Raw genomic sequence first — 17,712 nt, forward strand, 5'->3', positions numbered from 1 at the left:
AAGCTTATGAAAAGAGAAATATATGCATTTTTGAGCAACTTTATTATTTTTTTATGTTTTTTTATAGGGTTAATCTTTAGTTATTCTTATTTTTTTGGGGAGAATTTTTTAGAAAAACATAAATTAATAGCAGCCTTTTTTGATTCTATTTTACTTTTTTATAAGTATTTTTATGGATTTTTTATTTTTATTGTTTGTATTTACTTTGCTTTTTTTGTTCAGCAAGAAATAAAGATTTATTTGAAATCGTATAATGGGTATTTATTTTCTCGGCTTTATGCATTTTTACTATTATTTTTTATTATAGGACTTTTTTTTACTTTTATATTTAATTTAATATTACCTTATATAATTGCCCAGAGAAATGAGTATAAATTTAGTTATGATAGATATAATCTTCTTGAAAGTGAAGCAAGTGAAATATCCCTGAAGATTAAAAATATAGATATAAGTTTGTCTTCAAGTAGATTTTTTTTATCTTCTGATTTGTCAGATTCAATGAAGCAAAAGAGGAAGCATCTTGAAAATTTGATTAGAATATATGATAAAATGCGAATTATTTATGTAAATAATGAAGAACTTTTAACAAATTATTATTTAGTGAAATCTGAATATAGTAAAATTCCAAGCTATGACATTGATTTAGAGAAGGTTAAAAAAACTTTTTCATTATATCCTTTAAGAAACCTTAAAAAGCAAGATTTTTTAAATATTGTCAATGAATTTATTTTCCAAAATGATTATTATACAGCTAATTACTTTGCTTATATTGCTTATGTTGCAACAAAAGATGATAATTTTGTTACGCTTTTAAATTTGACCTTAAAGTTTATTAATGAAAATAGAAATTTTGAAAAAGAAAAAATACAGTTGATTTCTAAAGAAAAGCAAAAAAATTTTTTGTATCTTAATACTGAAAAATTTAAATTAGCTTATTATGGTTTTTTAAATCTTCATAAACTATTACCCAATGATACTGAAATTTTGAATTATAAAAATAAATCACTTGAAAAACTTAGGAAAAGATATCTGTTTTTTGATGAAATTGAAAAATATTTTGAATATTACGGAATAAACGATGTATTTTTATTGCAATCAGATTCTAATAGAGGTGTTTATGATTATATTTATATGCAAAAAGTTGTCACCTTTAATAATTATTCTAAAATAATAAAAAATTTTGAACTTATTAGATTTAATAAGACAGGAAATATTATATTGCATATTAAAATTCCATTTGCTACTTTGAGAGGTAATTTTGTGTATCAAAATGTTTTGGATAAAGATAATGAAGAGAGTGAGATTACTCTTACCAAAGTCTTTGTGTCTACAGATAGTTTTGATACAAACGGTTTAGAGGTTGTCAAGATTAATGAAAATGTAGAAAATTTAGCTTTATTTTCAAATTTTACTGAAGTTGGATTTTTTTTAAAAATTCAAAATTTGTCAAGCGCTTTTCGTAAGATCGCTATATTAAATTTGAAATTAATTAATATTTGTTCTTTAAGTTTGGTGTTGCTAATTTCTCCTATTTTGCTAGTTTTAATGGGGTCATTTTTTATCTCTTTGTTTTCTAAAATAGAATTTAATTTCAATTCCAAGGTTATGATTTTTCTAGTCTCATTCATGATAGCTATTTTTTCAGGAATTATTTGTCTTTTTATAAATTATTTTTTAATTGTTTTCACTTCTCTTCTTATATATGTTTTTAATAGTGTGTACATATCTTTAGCTATTATTGCTGCATTATTGTTTTTTCTTATTTTTAAAATAATAATTGTAAATTATAGGCATAATTAATTTTTATTTTTTTTTAGATTCTTAATTCTAGAGAAAAACCACTCATTTATTAGTAAGTTTTCCTTTTCAATTGTTTTTTTGCTTAATACATAAGAATGACTATTGATTTGAGTTTCATCAACAATAAAAGGAGATATTTCATCGATTGAGTGCTTTATTTTTAAATTTAATTCTTTGTAAGGAGTAAAACCATTAGCAAATCCAAAACATATATTTGATTGGGATTGATTGTTAAATTCAATTAGGGTTTTTTGGGTTTTTTTATTTAAAATCCAGCTGATAAATTTTTTAGTTAAAGTAGATGTTTCTAAAATGCCAATAAAATTTGGGTTTGAGATAACGATTTCATCGTTATTGTTGATTAAATATGAAAATTTTATTTGTTCTTTCTCTTGTTTGCTCAAGCTATTGTAGAAGGTTAAATCACTAAATCCTGCTACTAAAGGAGATTTTTTATTAAGTAATATTTTGTTTAGTTTTAGGTAGCCGTATTTATTAAAGAAGTCTTTTTGCAAATCCATTTGTTTTGAATTTAAAAATGATGAAAAATATTCTAGCATTTTAAAAATTTTATTTTCATTATAATTTAATTTATTCTTTTCAAAAGAAAATCCCACATCATTTATTTCAGAAATCACATAAAATAAATTTTCAGAAATATAAGGTGATATAAAGAATTTCCCATCTTTAATGAAATTTTCGTATTTTTCTTTTAAATATTTAGTATTTATGTATTTTTTAATTTGGTGTGTATTTTTATAGATTAAAATGGGAATGTCAAAGCTTAATGGGATTATTTTGTAGCTAAATTGTTTGAAAATATGTTTTAAGATAGGGTAATCTGGATTATAATTGGTTTTTATGGATTTAAAATGATTGGCAATGTTTGTATTGCCAATGTTTTTGGAGATGATTATTTGTGCATTTTCTTTTTCTACTGTTTGCAAATCAATGCTATTTCTAAACTTAATTATAAAATTTAGTTTATTTTCGATGTTAAATTGATTTATATAAAATGGTATTGTTTTGTTGTCAGTTAGTACAATTACGTTCTTCCTTTTTGAACAACTGGGGTTAATCAATAAAATTGCTATTAGCATTAAATTTTTTATTCTCATAAAATTATTCAAGTTTTTTCTTTTATTTTACAATAAATTATGTATAATTTTTATAGTTAATATTTATTCCCATGTTTAATTAGAAAAATATAGTAAGGGAATTAAAGAGCTTTTAGGGGGACGATGAATTTGGGTTTATTCGATTTTATACTTTCTATGTTTAGTATTAATAAAGAACTTACTTCTGAGCAAATAAAGCAAAAAAGGTTAAAAGAAGTTAAAGTTAGTTTAAGCAGAGTAAGTAATTTTTTTAATGCTTCCAAAATTCAAGCTTTACCTCAATTTTCTAGGTTTCTTTATAATTTTTATAAAATTTTTTCTCCCTTAAGGCCATTTGCCCAAAGGTATAAAAATTCCAATAAAGTTATTCATTTTGTTGTTGAAAAATATTTAAATGAAAGCCAGAAAAAATCTTTAGATTATATTTATTCTTTTTCTGCAGGCGATAATATAAATTTTTCTTCAGATCTTCCTAAAAATTTACATAATAATTTATCTTTTTTGTTTAAAAACATAACCCAAGAACAAATTAAATTAATAGATGAAACCTATCAAGCCTTGCATAATTTTTTTGATTTAGTTTTATATCAATACTATTTAGTTCTTAAAAATTTTGATAGCTTGTTTCCAGAAGATGATTTTGTTTATAGGCCTAGATTCAGTCCTATAGGTTGTGGAGTTATTATGGATGATCTTAAAGATTTGTTAGAATGTATATCTTGTGTTAAGAATGTTTCTATTTGGAAAAACCTTTATGACATTATTTTAGAAATTTATGGAAATAAAGAGGATTTTCCTATTAAATCGAATGTTTGGATTAAAATTATTTCTTCCATTTTAGATATAAATAAGAGTAAAGAAATTTTGTATTTAATAAGATATGTTAGTGGGGATCCAGATTATTTTCCTATTTCTGTTGGACAAAAACCTAATCCAGTAGCAAAAATATTTTTTAATGATCTTACCAAGCATGTTGCCACTGAAATTGAAAAGATTAAAGTTTTGCAAAAAAATAACAAATCTAAAATATTAGCAGAACAACTTTTTCCAGGAATATCTTTTTTAAATTTGGATAATTATAATGAAAAAATGAATGAAAAGATTATATCTAAAATTATGAGCACTTCAGGCTATATTTATTGTGAGCTTTTGGTTTATTTGAGAACATATACTATTCATTTTGTTAAAAAAGATCTTAATGATATTATTAATTTACTTATTATTAAAGGACAATGGAAATTTATAGAGCTTTCAAGAGAAATGTCTAATGATATGCATGCTTTGATTAATATTTATGCAAATCTTATGGATTTTGATTCTAATTTAGGAGAACAAGGTGGCTATGGTAATAGAATAAATGCATTGCTGCATAGAGCTTCTTTGGGGGATAAATCTTCGGAGAAGTTATTATTAAATATAATAGCAGATGTTAATAAAAGGGCGTTTACTATATCAAGTGAATATTATTCTAAAATTTATTCTATTGCGCAGCGATTGCAAGATTGTCTTTCAGACTATTCAAAGGTTTCTTTAGAAAGAGAGCTGATTTATAATTGGAAAGAACTTGATATGGAGCTTGCTAAAAGCTATGGAAACAATTTAAACTTTGGAGGTATAATGAAAAATATTTTGGGTAGTTTAGCTTTATTTTTGAAGTTAATGGATTTATATTTGGAAAAAAAATCATAAGAAGGAGTGTTTAAATGGCTAGAAAGTGCGAAATAACAGGGAAAAAAACTATTTTTGGGAACAATGTTCCAAGGAAGGGTCTTGCTAAGAAAAAAGGTGGGGCCGGACAACATATTGGCGTAAAAACCAAAAGAACTTTTAAGGTTAATTTAATAAATAAAAAATTTTTTCTTCCAAATCTTGGAAGAAGTATTAATATTAAGGTTTCTGCTAATGCATTAAGAAGTATTTCAAAGATGGGACTGGATGCTTTTTTAAAGAAAAATTGCAAAAAAATAGAAAACTTTTTATAAATTTTATTTTTGACAATTTTATTTTATTAAAATGTTGCTTGATATCAGGTATTCTGGGGAGTTTGCTGTTATTTTTGATTCTGTAAATTCAAAATTTTTAAAAAGGCTTAAAATAGTCATGATTGCGTTTATGTTTTCCGGGAATATTTTTTTTGATTTATAATTTTCTAGTATTAAATTGAGAGTAGGTGATTTTTCTTCAAAAAAGATGCGTTTTAAATTTTCTTCAAGCTTTAGCGCTTTTTTTATGTTTGTAGATTTTGAAATAAAGTAAGATAGTAAAATAAATGAATTTTCTTCTTTATTTATGAAAGGTTTTAAAAACTCGCAAAATTTTAACAAATTCTTATTGCAAGTTTTCCCAAAAATTATTGGAATTATTTTTATATTACTCTTTATATTGCTAATAAAATTTAATGTAATTTCGATTTTATGGTCGTTTTCTATTAGTTTATCGTCTATGTTAATAAAATTTAAATTTTTTAATAATTTAAATTTTATTGGACTTACTTTAATGTTTTTGTTAAAAATTTTCCACACATTATGATTGGATATATTGATTAAAAAATCGCTTTTTGCTTCAGAGATTATGAATACATTATTAGTTTGATTTGATATTATTTTTCTAAACAAAAATTCATTTTTTAAAAAAAACTCATAGTTTCCATAACTTGTTAAGATGGCTTTGTGAGTTTTTTTTTCTGTCAATTCAAATGATAAGCTGTTTATATTATTTGAATAAAATATGTTTTCAACCAAGGGGCGTCTGACTTGCTTTATATATTTCGCCCTTTGATTGCATCTTCTACTGTGTTTATTTCCATAAATTCTGTTCCTTTGTCAATATCTCTATTTGGGTTGCCAGAAATAATTATTATAGTATCTTTGTCATTAACAACACCTTGTGCTTTTAGCATTTTAAGAGAAGTTACCACAAATTCAGTAGTTCTTTTAAAGTTATTGTCTACAAGATTAGAATAAACCCCGTAAGATAATGCCAATTCTCTTGATAGCCTTTCGCTATTTGTTGTAATGAATAATGGAACACTTGCTCTATAAGTTGCCATTATTCTTGCGGTTTTTCCTTTTAAAGAATCTACAATAATTGCTTTTACATCCATGAGCTTTGTGGCATCGATTGCACATTTGATAATATAGTTTCTTGTAGTGCTTTTGTCGTAAAAAAGTTCATCTTTATATAAGGTCATTTTTCTATGTTTTTCAACTTTTTTAGCAATACTTGTCATCATTTTTACTGCTTCAATTGGATATTTCCCGTAAGCGGTTTCTCCAGATAGCATAATTGCATCTGTACCGTTTAAAATAGCATTAGCTATGTCAGATACTTCTGCTCTAGTAGGTCTTGGATTTTCAATCATTGTGTGGAGCATTTGAGTTGCTGTAATCACAGGTATTCCATACTTTATGCATGTTTGTGTTATTTTGAGTTGAGCAATGGGCACGTCTTCTGCAGGAATTTCGACTCCCATATCTCCTCTTGCAACCATTATTCCATAAGATGTTTTTACAATTTCTTCAATATTGTCAATTCCTTCTTGATTTTCTATTTTGGATATGATTTTAACATCAGGATTTCCAGCAGCATTTAAAATTTTTTGGACATCTTCAACATCTTTGGAATGTCTTACAAATGAATGAGCGATAAAATCAATATTATATTTTGCTGCAAGTTCAATAAATCCTTTGTCTTTTTCGGTTACTGATTGCAATTTAAGGGAAATTCCAGGAGTGTTGATTGATTTTTTATTTTTAATTTGGCCATCATTTTTAATTTCACAAATTAATCGATCAGGTAATTTGGTAACAACAGTCATTTCAAGCTCACCGTCATCAATTAGCACTTTAGATCCTTGTGGTACTTCTTTAACAAATCCATCATAATTGGTTTGAAAGCTGTTAGGCTCATTAATAGGTAAAGTTGATATGATTACTTTGTCTCCAGTTTTTACAATAATAGGATTTTCAATATTTGCTGTTCTAACTTCCGGTCCTTTTGTGTCAATCATTAGAGCTATTTTATTTGAAATTTTTCTAACATTGTTTATTACTTTTATTGTATCTTCGTGTGATTGATGAGCAGTATTTAGTCTTATAACATTTACTCCTGCATCGTATAAATCTTTTATATGTTCTGGTTCGCATCTAAGATCAGATATTGTTGCTACAATTTTTGTTAGCTTTGAAATCATATAATTTTTCCTCCACTTTTATAAATTTTATGCTTTTTATCTTTGAATAACAATATTTTATAAAAAATTCAAAACTTTGTTTTACTATAAGCAGTGCTTAGGTTTGATTTTTGATTTTTTTTATTAGATTTTCATCCAGTTTAATATGTAAATTTTTTTCTGCTCTTGGAATTACATGGCCTAACTTTCCATTTTTGACTCTTCTTAAATTTTTAACTTGAGTATAATAAAGATCTGCTTTCCCAGATTTTTTTGCTAATTTTGTATAAAATATGCATAAATTACCAGCAGCCAAAAGGACATTAAGGCAAGGAGTTTTATTTTTTTGACTTTTAATAAAGACATAAGCTCCAGGATAATCTCTTGTATGAAGCCAATAGTCATTTCCTTTAACACAGTGTCTTAAAAGTTTATCGTTTTCTTTTGCGCTTCTTCCAATAATGATTTCAAATTCACAAAAGGTAAAATGCAAACCTATTTTTGGTGTCTTTTCTTTTCTTTTAATAACAGTTTCTTCTTGAGTATATTCTTCTTTTGGAATGAAATTTTCGATCTTTAACATTGTTATTTTTGATTGTATTAAATTAAATTTTTCTAGATTTTCTTTTAATTGATTTTGTATGATTTTAAAAGAATTTTTACCTTTTTTATATACTTTAAAATATTGCAAAGCATTTTCTTTTGGTGACAATGATTGGTTTAATGATATTGTTATTCTTTCTTCTTTATAATTTAATAGAGTTATTTCTTTAATCCCTTTTTGTATTTTATTAATATTTAATAAAATCAATTCACCTTTTTCTTTTTCATTTTCAATGTTTTCGAGCAGATTAATTTGTTGTTTTAAAGACTTTATTCTTTTTTCCAAAACAAGCAATTCTTTTTTATATTTTTCAATAAGCAATTCTTTTGTATTGGTCTTTTTAATTTGATTACTGAGCGATTCGTAGTAATTTTCAAGAAATTCAGAATAAGATGTGTGCGTGGCATTATTGTATTCTTCTTTTAAACCCATAATTTTTTTATCAGACATTTTATTGCTTTCCTGTATTTCTTTGGCTTTTAAAAAGATTTCACCTGATGTTTCTTTTATTTTTGGTCTTCTGTAATATGCATCTAATATTTTAAAGTTTGAGTTTGTAGCTATTATATTTGGAGAAGATGGCCACAATTTAATAAATAAGATGATTATGTTCTTTTTTAAAATTTCAAGATAAATGATTCTTTCATTTTTCATTTGGAAAGCTTTTATAATTTTCCCATTTTGAATTTTTGATTTTAAGAAGTCAGAAAATCTTAAGTTTAAAGCATTCTTTTTGAAATTTTTTTTTGTTATATGAAATCTGGTAGTGTTTGGATTTAAAGAGATTAATATTTGAAATTTTTTATTTTCAACTTTATTGTAAAGCTCTAAAATCAAACTTTTGTAATCCGGTTGTATTATTTTTTTTATTAAAGAGTTTGTAAAAGGAATTTCTTTAATCAAAGTATTTATTTCAATGTAATTCAAAGACATTGTTACTAAATCCTAATTCTTTCAAGGTGTTTATACCTAAGCTTTAAATTTTTATTTTATGTATTAAACTATTACTATTAATAATAGTTTATTTCTATGATATGTAGTATTATGGAAATAAAGTTTATTGGCAATAAATAAAATAGTTTAAATTTAGCTTTGTTAATAGCTTAAGCTTAATAATTAAGAGTTCATAGAATGATAAAAACAATACTTTTATTTGTTTTATATCCTGTTGCTGTGTTTGCTCAAATATCTGCAAATCAATACTTTGAAGGAATTTATGCTAAGTATCAGAATATAGAGGATATGCAAGCAACAATTAATTTTACTTTAAAGGGATTAAAGCAAACAGGTGTTTTGCTTTATAAGTTCCCAGACAAGTTTATTATTAACCTAAATTCAAATAATCAAGTTTTTGTAAGCGACGGTGAATTTTTAACAGTTTATGTTCCATCTCTTGGAACTTCGTTTAGCCAACAATTGGTAAAAGGTAGCAGCGGGGGAGGTCTTATGAAAGTTTTAAATAGTGAATACAGTGTGTCTTATGCTAATTCTCCAAATCCAGAAGCCCTTGATTCATCTGAGTCTGGGAAATATATTAAATTAGCCTTTTCCAGAAAGCTTTACAAGGGGGCTGCTACCATTAATTCTTTTATTATTGCTTTTGCTTCGGATGGAATAATTAGAAGAATTACTGCTTATCCTACTAGTGGCGGGCGTGAAATAGTTATTGATTTAACTGCTGTGAAGTTTAATGTTGGAATTCTTGATAGCAAATTTAAGTATGATCCTCCAAAATCTTCAAATAAGGTAGATAATTTTTTATATGATATTAAAAAAAATTAAAGGTTTAAATCTATGGAAGAAAATGATTTTATTAAATTTGGGAGTTATTTGAGAAAAGTTAGGAATGGTAAAAATTTGACTCTTGAAATGGTAGCTGATGATATTAAAATTTCTATTAAGTATCTTAAAGCTCTTGAAGATTCTAATATTGAAATTTTTCCAAATGAAGTTTTGGCTGTTGGATTTTTAAGAACTTATAGTGAATATTTGGATATTGATTCTAAATTGATATCAACACTTTTTAAGGATTATAAAAGTAGACTTAATAATAGCTATATTGGGATTAGGCCTGAAGATAAAATTTCAAATTTAGGCTTTTTAAGCGATAATAAGGTTTCGGAGAAAAAATTTGTTTTTTTTAGTTTTAAGTCTTTAAGTACATTTAAAATCCTTTTAGGAATTGTTGGTGTTATTTTGCTATTATTTGCAGTTTTTGCTTTTGGAAAAATAGAAGTTTATTTTAAAAAAATTTTTAAGCTTAGTCAGGATGAGAAGATAATTTTAAATATTCATGAAGTGTCTTTTGATAAAAAAAATTTTTGGAATCTTTCTCTTAAAGAGGGGGATCTTTTATCTTTAACGAATGGAGATAATATTACAAAATATAGAGCATCCTTTATTGGCGATGATTTAGTTATTGTTGATGAGTCTGAAAAAAGTAAAAATATTTTTAATCTAGGAGAGTTTAAAGAGATAAATCTTGATGATAATATGAGAGTCAAAATTATTTATGAGAATTATTATTATGATAAGTTGAAAATAGCTAATGTAAGCTTAGAATCTTTTGCTTTAAATGTTAAATATGTATCTGAAACTAATATTGATAATAGATTTAATATTTTAAATTGGCAGTTTGATGTTAAAGGAACTGAAAAGTTGCCAAGTGGTGATTATCTTACCTTATACTCTTCCCAGAAACTTTCAAATGTTGATTTAAAAATTGATTTTTTAAACGATACATTTTTTAGATATGCTGATGAAAACAATCTTCATGGCAAGTCTTTTTTTGCGTCCAAAGGGATTCCTATTAATTTGTCTTTTGAAAAATCTTTGATACTGTTTTTTTCAAGGCTTTCTGATGTTAATATTATTCTAAATGACAGAGATATCACTTCTTTTTTAAAAGAGCAGGGAAAAGAAATTTTTGCTGTCCAATTTTTTTGGGTAAAAACACCCTCAGGGTTTGATCTTAAGGTCTCTGAAGTTTATTAGTAATGGTTAAAATAAAAAGTTTTTTTTCTAGCTTAAATGCTTCTCAAGAAAAAATTGTTTTTAGTAAAAGTAAAAATCCAATTCTTGTTTTAGCAGGGCCTGGTAGTGGTAAAACAAGAGTTATAATTGCAAAGATTGTATATTTAATCAAATATATGAATATAAATCCCAATGAAATTTTGGCTTTAACTTTTACCAATAAAGCTGCAAATGAAATGAATGCCAGAATAAATGATCTTTTAAAATTTGATAAAAAACTTCATATTCAAACTTTTCATTCTTTTGGGTCTTGGCTTTTGAGATTTTACTATAAGGATTTTGATAAAAATTATGATTCAAATTTTACAATTTGGGATACTAATGATGTTGCTAGATTTATCAAACAAATTGATCTTGCTCCAAGTCTTGAAATGGCAAAACATATTGCAGCTTTGATTTTAAAAGACAAAGAAAATTTTTTCTTAGAAAAATTTATTGAATTTAGAGAAAAGGAGCATGAATATATTAAAATTTATGAGGAAGAGAAAGCCAAGAGTAATGCTTTTGATTTTCCAGATCTTATTATTAAACCTATTCTAATGTTAAGGCAATCTAAATCTTTAAAAGAATATATTCAATCCAAATTTAAAGTTATTTTTGTAGATGAGTATCAAGATACAAATTATTCACAATTTTTATTTTTGAAAGAACTTTATTTAGATGGTATGTATTTTATGGTTGTGGGAGATGAAGATCAGTCAATATATTCTTTTAGAGGGGCTAGAATTGAAAATATTCTTGAATTTGAAAAAACTTTTGGCAATGTTGTTAAATTTTATTTAATGCAAAATTATCGTTCAAATTCAAATATAGTTGATATTGCAAATGGCGTTATCTCAAAAAATAAAAATAGGTACGAGAAACAAATAACAACTAAAAATAGTTCTGATAAAAGAATGAAATTTTTAGTTTTTCAAAGCACATCAGATGAAGCTGAATATTTTTCTAATTTGCTTGTTGATAATGATATTGAGACAGCAATACTTTATAGATTTAATTCCCAATCGTTTCATTTTGAAACATCTTTTTTAAAGAAAAATATTCCATACAAGGTTTTAGGATCAATTAAATTTTATGATAGAGAAGAAATAAAGGACATTATTTGTTTGCTTAGACTTTTTATAAACCAGAGAGATAAAATAGCTTTTTTGAGAATGATAAATAAGCCTTCTAGAGGAATTGGAAAAAGTACTCTAGAAAAAATAATTAGTACTTTAAACGATGATGATGTTAATTCCAATTTATTTTTTGCAAGCAAAAAGGTTTTGAGTTTGCTTAAAAATAGAGCCAAAGAGTCTCTTTTATTGTTTTTAAATGCTTATGATGAGCTGGGTAAGAAACTTTTTGAAGATAATTATATTAATTTATCTGCGTTTATTGAGGATGTTGTAATTAGGTTTGGTATTTTAGATTATTATAAAAAATTTGATAAAGATGAAAAATTAAGGAATATTGATGAGCTTATTAATAGTGGGATTGAATATTCAGGTACGTTTGAAGGTCTTGCTATATTTTTAGAAAATTCTTTACTTTCTCCTTTAATTTCTGGGGATTTTAAGTCCAATATATTTTTGTCTTCAATTCATGGTGTCAAGGGGCTTGAATTTGATAGAGTTGTGATTTCTGGACTTGAGAAAGGTCTTTTGCCAGCTGAAATTGAAGAATTAACAGAAGATAGACTTGAGGAGGAAAGGAGGCTTTTTTATGTTGCAATCACAAGAGCTAAGTCAGAACTTATTGTTACTTTAAATTTAAGGCGAGCTTTTAGAGGGTCTTTTAAAAGTACCGTGCCTTCTGTGTTTTTTCAAGATATTGACAAAAACTCTTATGATATCATCTTTATTCCCGAGTATTTAAAAGAGAATTTTAGTAATTTTTTTATTGATAATAAAAGGGATAGTAGATTTAATATTGGAGACTATATAATTTATAATGGAGAAAAGGGGTTGGTTGTTGATAGTTGGTATCAAGGTAGTTTACAGTTTGTTAAAATTAGTTTGACAAATGGTAAAAAGGCTATTTTGAGTCCTGAGTATGTTAAAAAAATTATTAAAGTCTAGAGGATTATTTTGCAAGATATACATTTAGAAAATAGTTTAAAATTAAGCTTAGTTACACTTAGCAGAGAGAGTGAAGATAAATTTATTTCAAAATTTGAGAAAGTTATTAAATTGGTTAATAAAATTTCAAATTTTGAGGTTCAGGTTAATTTTGATGCTAATAAGAAAAAAATTTTTACATTGCGTGAGGATGAAGCAAGATTTTCTCTTCCTATTGAATCAATTAAAAAACTTAGTAATTCGTTTTTAGATGGATATTTTGCATCTCCCAAAATATTAGAATAAGGATAAGGTCTTGGACTTAAGCAATTTAACTTTAACTAAAATTCAAGAATTAGTTTTAACTAAAAAGTGTAAAATTTATGATATTTTACTTGCCTATAAAAATAATTATGAATTAAGCAGGGATATCAATGGATATATTGAATTTTTTGATGATTCTTTAGAAATTGCAAAAAGGTATGACGAGCGTTTAAAGAATTGTGAATTAGAAGACTTGCCTTTAATTGGTATGCTTATTGCGGTTAAAGATAATATTTCAATTCAAGATAAATCTTTAACCTGTGCTTCTGAAATTTTAAAAGGATACATTTCTCCTTATGATGCGACTGTAGTCAAAAGGCTTAAAAATAAAGGAGCAATTATAATTGGTAGAACCAATATGGATGAATTTGCCATGGGTTCTACTGGTGAATTTTCTTGTTATGGTGCAACTTTAAATCCTTTAAATAAAAAATATGTTGTGGGGGGTAGTTCTGGGGGCTCTGCAGCTGTAGTTGCAGCTTTTCAAGCACCTTTTTCGCTTGGCAGTGATACTGGAGGATCTGTTAGACTTCCTGCATCTTTTTCGGGAATTTTAGGCTTTAAACCTTCTTATGGAGGCCTTTCTCGTTATGGACTTGCATCTTATGCTTCGTCTTTTGATCAAATAGGGTTTTTTTCTCATTCTATTGAAGATATTGCTTTAGTTTTAAAGCATACTTGTGGAGCTGACGAAATGGATTCTACTAGTATAGATATTTTTGATGATGATTTTTATCCTTTAAAAATAGAGTCGTTGCAAGGTAAAAATTTAGCTTTAATTAAAGAGCTTAGTGAAGATCTAATGGACAAAAATGTTGAAAGTAGTTTTGCCAAATTTAAACTTGACCTTTTATCAAAAGGTATTAATATAAAAGAAGTTTCAATAGAAGAGATTAATATTATTTTATCAATTTATTATACAATTTCTCCTGTTGAAGCATCTTCCAATCTTGCTCGTTATACCGGACTTTGTTATGGTAAGAGAATATCAGAAAATTTAAGCCTTAATGATTTTTATTTTAAACATAGGAGCAATTTCTTGTCAGAAGAAGTTAAAAGGCGTATTATTCTTGGAAATTATTTATTGTCGGAAGGGTATGATGCCAAGTATTATTCAAAAGCTTGTGAAATTCTTCAAAATTTGATTATTCCCAAATTTAACAAGCTTTTTGAAAGTTGCGATTTTATTATTACTCCAACAAGTTTTGTTAAACCTTTTAGAGTCGGTTTAGATTTTGACGATCCTGTTAAAATGTATTATTCAGATATTTGTACTGTGATTGCAAATCTTATTGGAGCTCCTGCTATTTCATTTCCGTATTCTAAGGATAAGGAAGGATTGTCGATTGGAATGCAAATTATTGGGCGCAGCAGGAAGGATTTTGAACTTTTAAGTTTTTCAAAAAATGTGATTAGGGAATTGGGATTGAATGGAATATAAATTAGTTATTGGGCTAGAAATTCATGTTCAGTTAGGTTTAAGAACAAAGGCTTTTTGTGGATGTAAGAATGAGTTTGGAGGGGTTCCTAACTCTCGTATTTGTCCAATTTGTCTTGGGTTGCCTGGATCATTGCCAAGCGTAAATGTGGAACTTATTAATAGTGCAATTTTAGCAGGGCATGCTACAAATTCAAATATTAGTCATGTTGTTAAATTTGATAGAAAACATTATTATTATCCAGATTTGCCAAAAGGATATCAAATATCTCAAAATGATAAGCCAATTTGTGAAGGAGGAAGCTTATTAATTGAAACCTCTTATGGGTTAAAAAAGATTAACATTATTAGAATCCATATGGAAGAAGATTCGGGCAAGAGTTTACATTTGCTAGACAGTGAAAATCAGAGTTATATTGATTTTAATCGTTCAGGTGCTCCTTTGCTTGAAATTGTTTCTGCTCCAGATATTAGCAATGGAGATGAGGCAGTTGCTTTTTTAAATTCCTTAAGAGAAATTTTTAGGTATCTTGATTTGTCGGAATGTAATATGGAAAATGGTTCTTTTAGATGTGATGTAAATGTTAATTTAATTGTTAGAGAGAATGATGTTGAGTATAAAACTCCCATAGCTGAAATAAAAAATTTAAACTCTTTTAAATCTATTAAAGCTGCTATTGAATATGAGGAATTAAGACAACAAGAGGAATGGATTCAATTTAGAAAAACTTTTGATAGTTGCGGCAAGCATACCAGAGGGTTTGATGATAAAAGTGGTATTACAGTGATTCAAAGGGATAAAGAGACAGTATCTGATTATCGTTATTTTCAAGAACCCGATCTACCTTTAATAGAGATTGATGATTTTTATATTGATAATATTAAGAATTTAAAGTTAATTGAACTTCCATTTGATGCAAGAATTAGGCTTAAAGACCAATATGGGTTAAGTGATTTTGATGTTATTACCTTAACATCAGATAAGCATTTGCTTAGATATTTTGAAGAAGCTGTTATTAATGCAAGTGACCCTAAAAAATTAGCCAATTGGATATTGTCTGAAGTTTTAAATGTTCTTAATGATAAAGGGATTAGTATTCTTGAGTTTAATTTGCTTCCAAGCCATGTTGCAGAGCTTGTTGAATTTATTGTTGCTGGCAAAATAAGTGGCAAAATAGCAAAAAAAGTATTTTCAGAGATGATTGTTAGAGAAGTTCCAGCATCTGTTATTATAAATGAAAATCAATTAGAGCAAGTAAATGACAAGTTTGTTATTAAACAGATTGTGCTTGAAGTTTTGAACGAAAATCCTAAGTCAATTGAGCTTTACAAAAAGGGCAAAGATCATGCTATCAAATTTATGATGGGACAAATAATGAAAAAATCTTCAGGAAAAATTAATCCTATACTTGCAAATGAAATTCTTTTACAAAGTTTATCAAATGTATAATTTGTCCTTAATAGATAATTTGCCAGTGATCAAAAGGGCAAGATTTTTTTATCTTTACGATATTCATGGTAAGAGATATTTAGATTTATATTTAAATGGTGGAAAGAATTTTTTAGGCTATAGGCTTCAAGGTTTGAATCGCCTTTTTAAGCAAACTATGTCGAGGGGTTTGATATCCCCATATCCTTCTGTTTTTAAAAATCAGTTTGTCAATTTGATATTTACTTTTTTTAAAGAGGCTGGATCTGTTTATATTTTTAAATTAGAACAAGATGCAAAAAAATTTTTATTATCTTTAACCGGTAAAGATAAAGTTTTTATGCCTTGGGAAAAAGGAGAAGGAATATATGAGTTTAAAGTAGGATTTAATAATATTAAATATCCTATGATTTTTAATATTCCTTTGCCCGATTATACGTCTGTTAGTATTGTTGTTATAGATAATATTTCTAGAAAAATAAAATTTAAAGATAATTTTGATGCTTTAACTTTATCTTTGGCTAGACATACATTAAGCAAGCTTTTATTATATAAAAAAAATTTCAATGTTGATTTTAATTTTTTTGCAACATCTTTGTTTAAAGTGATTGATAGGTATATGTTTCCTCTTTATGATGCTTGTTATCATGCGGAAATTTTTAATGAATTTCTAAAATATGGATATTTAATTAGTCCAGATTTTAATATTCCATCTATTGTTCCCTTGAAGTTTTCTAAAGGAGATCTGGATAATTTTAAAAAAATTTGTTTTGACCTTAAAAATAAGTTTATTGATGGGCTTGACAGTGATTCTTACAAATAATACAATTAATAAGATTTATGCATAAAATTATATGTTAGGGTAATGCGCTATTATGAATAAAATAACCAATAATGTTACGATTTGGATCAAGCCAAAAACTGTTGAGAAGAAATGGTATGTAATTGATGCAGCAGATAAAATTTTAGGTAAAGTTGCTGTGGATGCTGTTAGAATTTTAAGGGGTAAGCATAAAGCTTATTATACTCCTCACCAGGATTTAGGTGACAATGTTATTATTATTAATGCTTCTAAGATTAGGCTTACAGGTAAAAAATATCAACAAAAACTTTATTATAGACATTCAAGATATCCGGGAGGTCTTTATTCTGATACTTTTAGAACATTGTCGGAGAGAAAGCCGTGCGCACCTTTAGAGATTGCTGTTAAAGGTATGTTGCCAAAAGGTCCTTTGGGGCGCGATCTTTTTAGAAATTTAAGAGTCTTCCCTGGTTCAGAGCATACTCTTAAAGCTCAAAATCCTATAAAATTGGAAGTTAATTTAAGAGGGATAAAATGAAAAAATCAAGTTTTAGCAATGTTAATTTATCAATGGGAACCGGTAGAAGAAAATCTTCTGTTGCTAGAGTTTACATTAGAGAGGGTAATGGTAATATAAAGATAAATAATAGAGACTTTGACTCTTACATTCAACTTGAAAATTTAAGAACGATGGCACTATCACCTTTAGTTTTAACAAATACACTTGGTAAATATGATCTTTATATTAATGTTTATGGGGGAGGGATTTCAGGCCAATCAGGAGCAATAAGGCATGGCATTTCACGGGCTCTTTTTGAACTTGATGAATCTAACAAGATGATTTTGAGATCTAATGGATTTTTAACAAGAGATTCAAGGAAGGTTGAACGTAAAAAATTTGGGCAGAAAAAAGCGCGAAAAAGTTTTCAATTTTCTAAAAGATAATTTTATTTT

Annotated in this window: 16 protein-coding genes; 12 read left to right on the forward strand and 4 right to left on the reverse strand. The window is 26.6% G+C overall.

What is annotated here, in order from left to right:
• The first annotated feature begins 6 nt into the window (after window positions 1-6).
• Complete coding sequence (locus tag HNP68_RS02535; RefSeq protein ID WP_183220126.1) at window positions 7-1,800, forward strand: hypothetical protein; 1,794 nt, start codon at window positions 7-9, stop codon at window positions 1,798-1,800.
• Here HNP68_RS02535 and HNP68_RS02540 read toward each other — a convergent pair.
• Window positions 1,797-2,930, reverse strand: a complete 1,134-nt coding sequence (locus HNP68_RS02540) for a hypothetical protein (RefSeq protein WP_183220128.1) — start codon at window positions 2,928-2,930, stop codon at window positions 1,797-1,799. The two genes, HNP68_RS02535 and HNP68_RS02540, sit on opposite strands and share 4 nt — an antisense overlap.
• 111 nt (window positions 2,931-3,041) lie before the next feature.
• Between HNP68_RS02540 and HNP68_RS02545 the strand changes: the two genes are divergently transcribed.
• Window positions 3,042-4,607: a hypothetical protein gene (locus HNP68_RS02545; protein WP_183220130.1), complete on the forward strand. Its 1,566-nt coding sequence runs from the start codon at window positions 3,042-3,044 to the stop codon at window positions 4,605-4,607.
• 14 nt (window positions 4,608-4,621) lie between these two features.
• Window positions 4,622-4,900 carry a 50S ribosomal protein L28 gene (gene rpmB / locus HNP68_RS02550; RefSeq protein ID WP_183220132.1) on the forward strand — a complete coding sequence of 93 codons (279 nt, stop codon included), beginning with the start codon at window positions 4,622-4,624 and terminating at the stop codon, window positions 4,898-4,900.
• A gap of 18 nt (window positions 4,901-4,918) precedes the next feature.
• On the opposite strand, the gene amrB is transcribed toward rpmB, so the two are convergent.
• The 3 genes from amrB to HNP68_RS02565 all read right to left on the reverse strand — a co-directional run bounded on the left by amrB (window position 4,919) and on the right by HNP68_RS02565 (window position 8,626).
• A complete protein-coding gene (amrB, locus tag HNP68_RS02555; RefSeq protein ID WP_183220134.1) occupies window positions 4,919-5,659 on the reverse strand; it encodes an AmmeMemoRadiSam system protein B in 741 nt (246 codons plus the stop codon).
• A 17-nt stretch (window positions 5,660-5,676) separates the two neighbouring features.
• Window positions 5,677-7,110 carry a pyruvate kinase gene (gene pyk / locus HNP68_RS02560; protein ID WP_183220136.1) on the reverse strand — a complete coding sequence of 478 codons (1,434 nt, stop codon included), beginning with the start codon at window positions 7,108-7,110 and terminating at the stop codon, window positions 5,677-5,679.
• Between the two features lie 97 nt (window positions 7,111-7,207).
• Window positions 7,208-8,626 (reverse strand): NFACT RNA binding domain-containing protein, encoded by a 1,419-nt coding sequence (locus HNP68_RS02565; RefSeq protein ID WP_183220138.1) that lies wholly within the window; start codon window positions 8,624-8,626, stop codon window positions 7,208-7,210.
• Between the two features lie 198 nt (window positions 8,627-8,824).
• On the opposite strand from HNP68_RS02565, the gene HNP68_RS02570 reads away from it, so the two are divergent.
• Genes HNP68_RS02570 through rpsI form a run of 9 tightly spaced genes read left to right on the forward strand, consistent with a single transcriptional unit; the run spans window position 8,825 to window position 17,703 of the window.
• Window positions 8,825-9,475, forward strand: a complete 651-nt coding sequence (locus tag HNP68_RS02570) for a LolA family protein (RefSeq protein ID WP_183220140.1) — start codon at window positions 8,825-8,827, stop codon at window positions 9,473-9,475.
• Between the two features lie 12 nt (window positions 9,476-9,487).
• Window positions 9,488-10,687, forward strand: a complete 1,200-nt coding sequence (locus tag HNP68_RS02575) for a BB_0345 family helix-turn-helix protein (protein WP_183220142.1) — start codon at window positions 9,488-9,490, stop codon at window positions 10,685-10,687.
• 2 nt (window positions 10,688-10,689) lie between these two features.
• Window positions 10,690-12,786: an ATP-dependent helicase gene (locus HNP68_RS02580; protein ID WP_183220144.1), complete on the forward strand. Its 2,097-nt coding sequence runs from the start codon at window positions 10,690-10,692 to the stop codon at window positions 12,784-12,786.
• A 9-nt stretch (window positions 12,787-12,795) separates the two neighbouring features.
• Window positions 12,796-13,071 carry an Asp-tRNA(Asn)/Glu-tRNA(Gln) amidotransferase subunit GatC gene (gene gatC / locus HNP68_RS02585; protein WP_183220146.1) on the forward strand — a complete coding sequence of 92 codons (276 nt, stop codon included), beginning with the start codon at window positions 12,796-12,798 and terminating at the stop codon, window positions 13,069-13,071.
• 10 nt (window positions 13,072-13,081) lie between these two features.
• Window positions 13,082-14,530 (forward strand): Asp-tRNA(Asn)/Glu-tRNA(Gln) amidotransferase subunit GatA, encoded by a 1,449-nt coding sequence (gene gatA / locus HNP68_RS02590; RefSeq protein ID WP_183220148.1) that lies wholly within the window; start codon window positions 13,082-13,084, stop codon window positions 14,528-14,530.
• Window positions 14,520-15,977 (forward strand): Asp-tRNA(Asn)/Glu-tRNA(Gln) amidotransferase subunit GatB, encoded by a 1,458-nt coding sequence (gene gatB / locus HNP68_RS02595; RefSeq protein WP_183220150.1) that lies wholly within the window; start codon window positions 14,520-14,522, stop codon window positions 15,975-15,977. Before gatA ends, gatB begins: the two co-directional genes overlap by 11 nt.
• Window positions 15,970-16,779: a hypothetical protein gene (locus HNP68_RS02600; protein ID WP_183220152.1), complete on the forward strand. Its 810-nt coding sequence runs from the start codon at window positions 15,970-15,972 to the stop codon at window positions 16,777-16,779. The genes gatB and HNP68_RS02600 overlap by 8 nt, the downstream gene beginning before the upstream one ends.
• Before the next feature lie 52 nt (window positions 16,780-16,831).
• Window positions 16,832-17,296: a 50S ribosomal protein L13 gene (gene rplM / locus HNP68_RS02605; protein ID WP_183220154.1), complete on the forward strand. Its 465-nt coding sequence runs from the start codon at window positions 16,832-16,834 to the stop codon at window positions 17,294-17,296.
• On the forward strand, window positions 17,293-17,703 hold the full coding sequence (rpsI, locus tag HNP68_RS02610) for a 30S ribosomal protein S9 (protein ID WP_183220156.1): 411 nt from the start codon (window positions 17,293-17,295) through the stop codon (window positions 17,701-17,703). The genes rplM and rpsI overlap by 4 nt, the downstream gene beginning before the upstream one ends.
• Window positions 17,704-17,712: the final 9 nt, after the last annotated feature.

This window comes from Borreliella yangtzensis (genome assembly GCF_014201775.1).
Classification (GTDB): Bacteria; Spirochaetota; Spirochaetia; order Borreliales; family Borreliaceae; genus Borreliella; species Borreliella yangtzensis.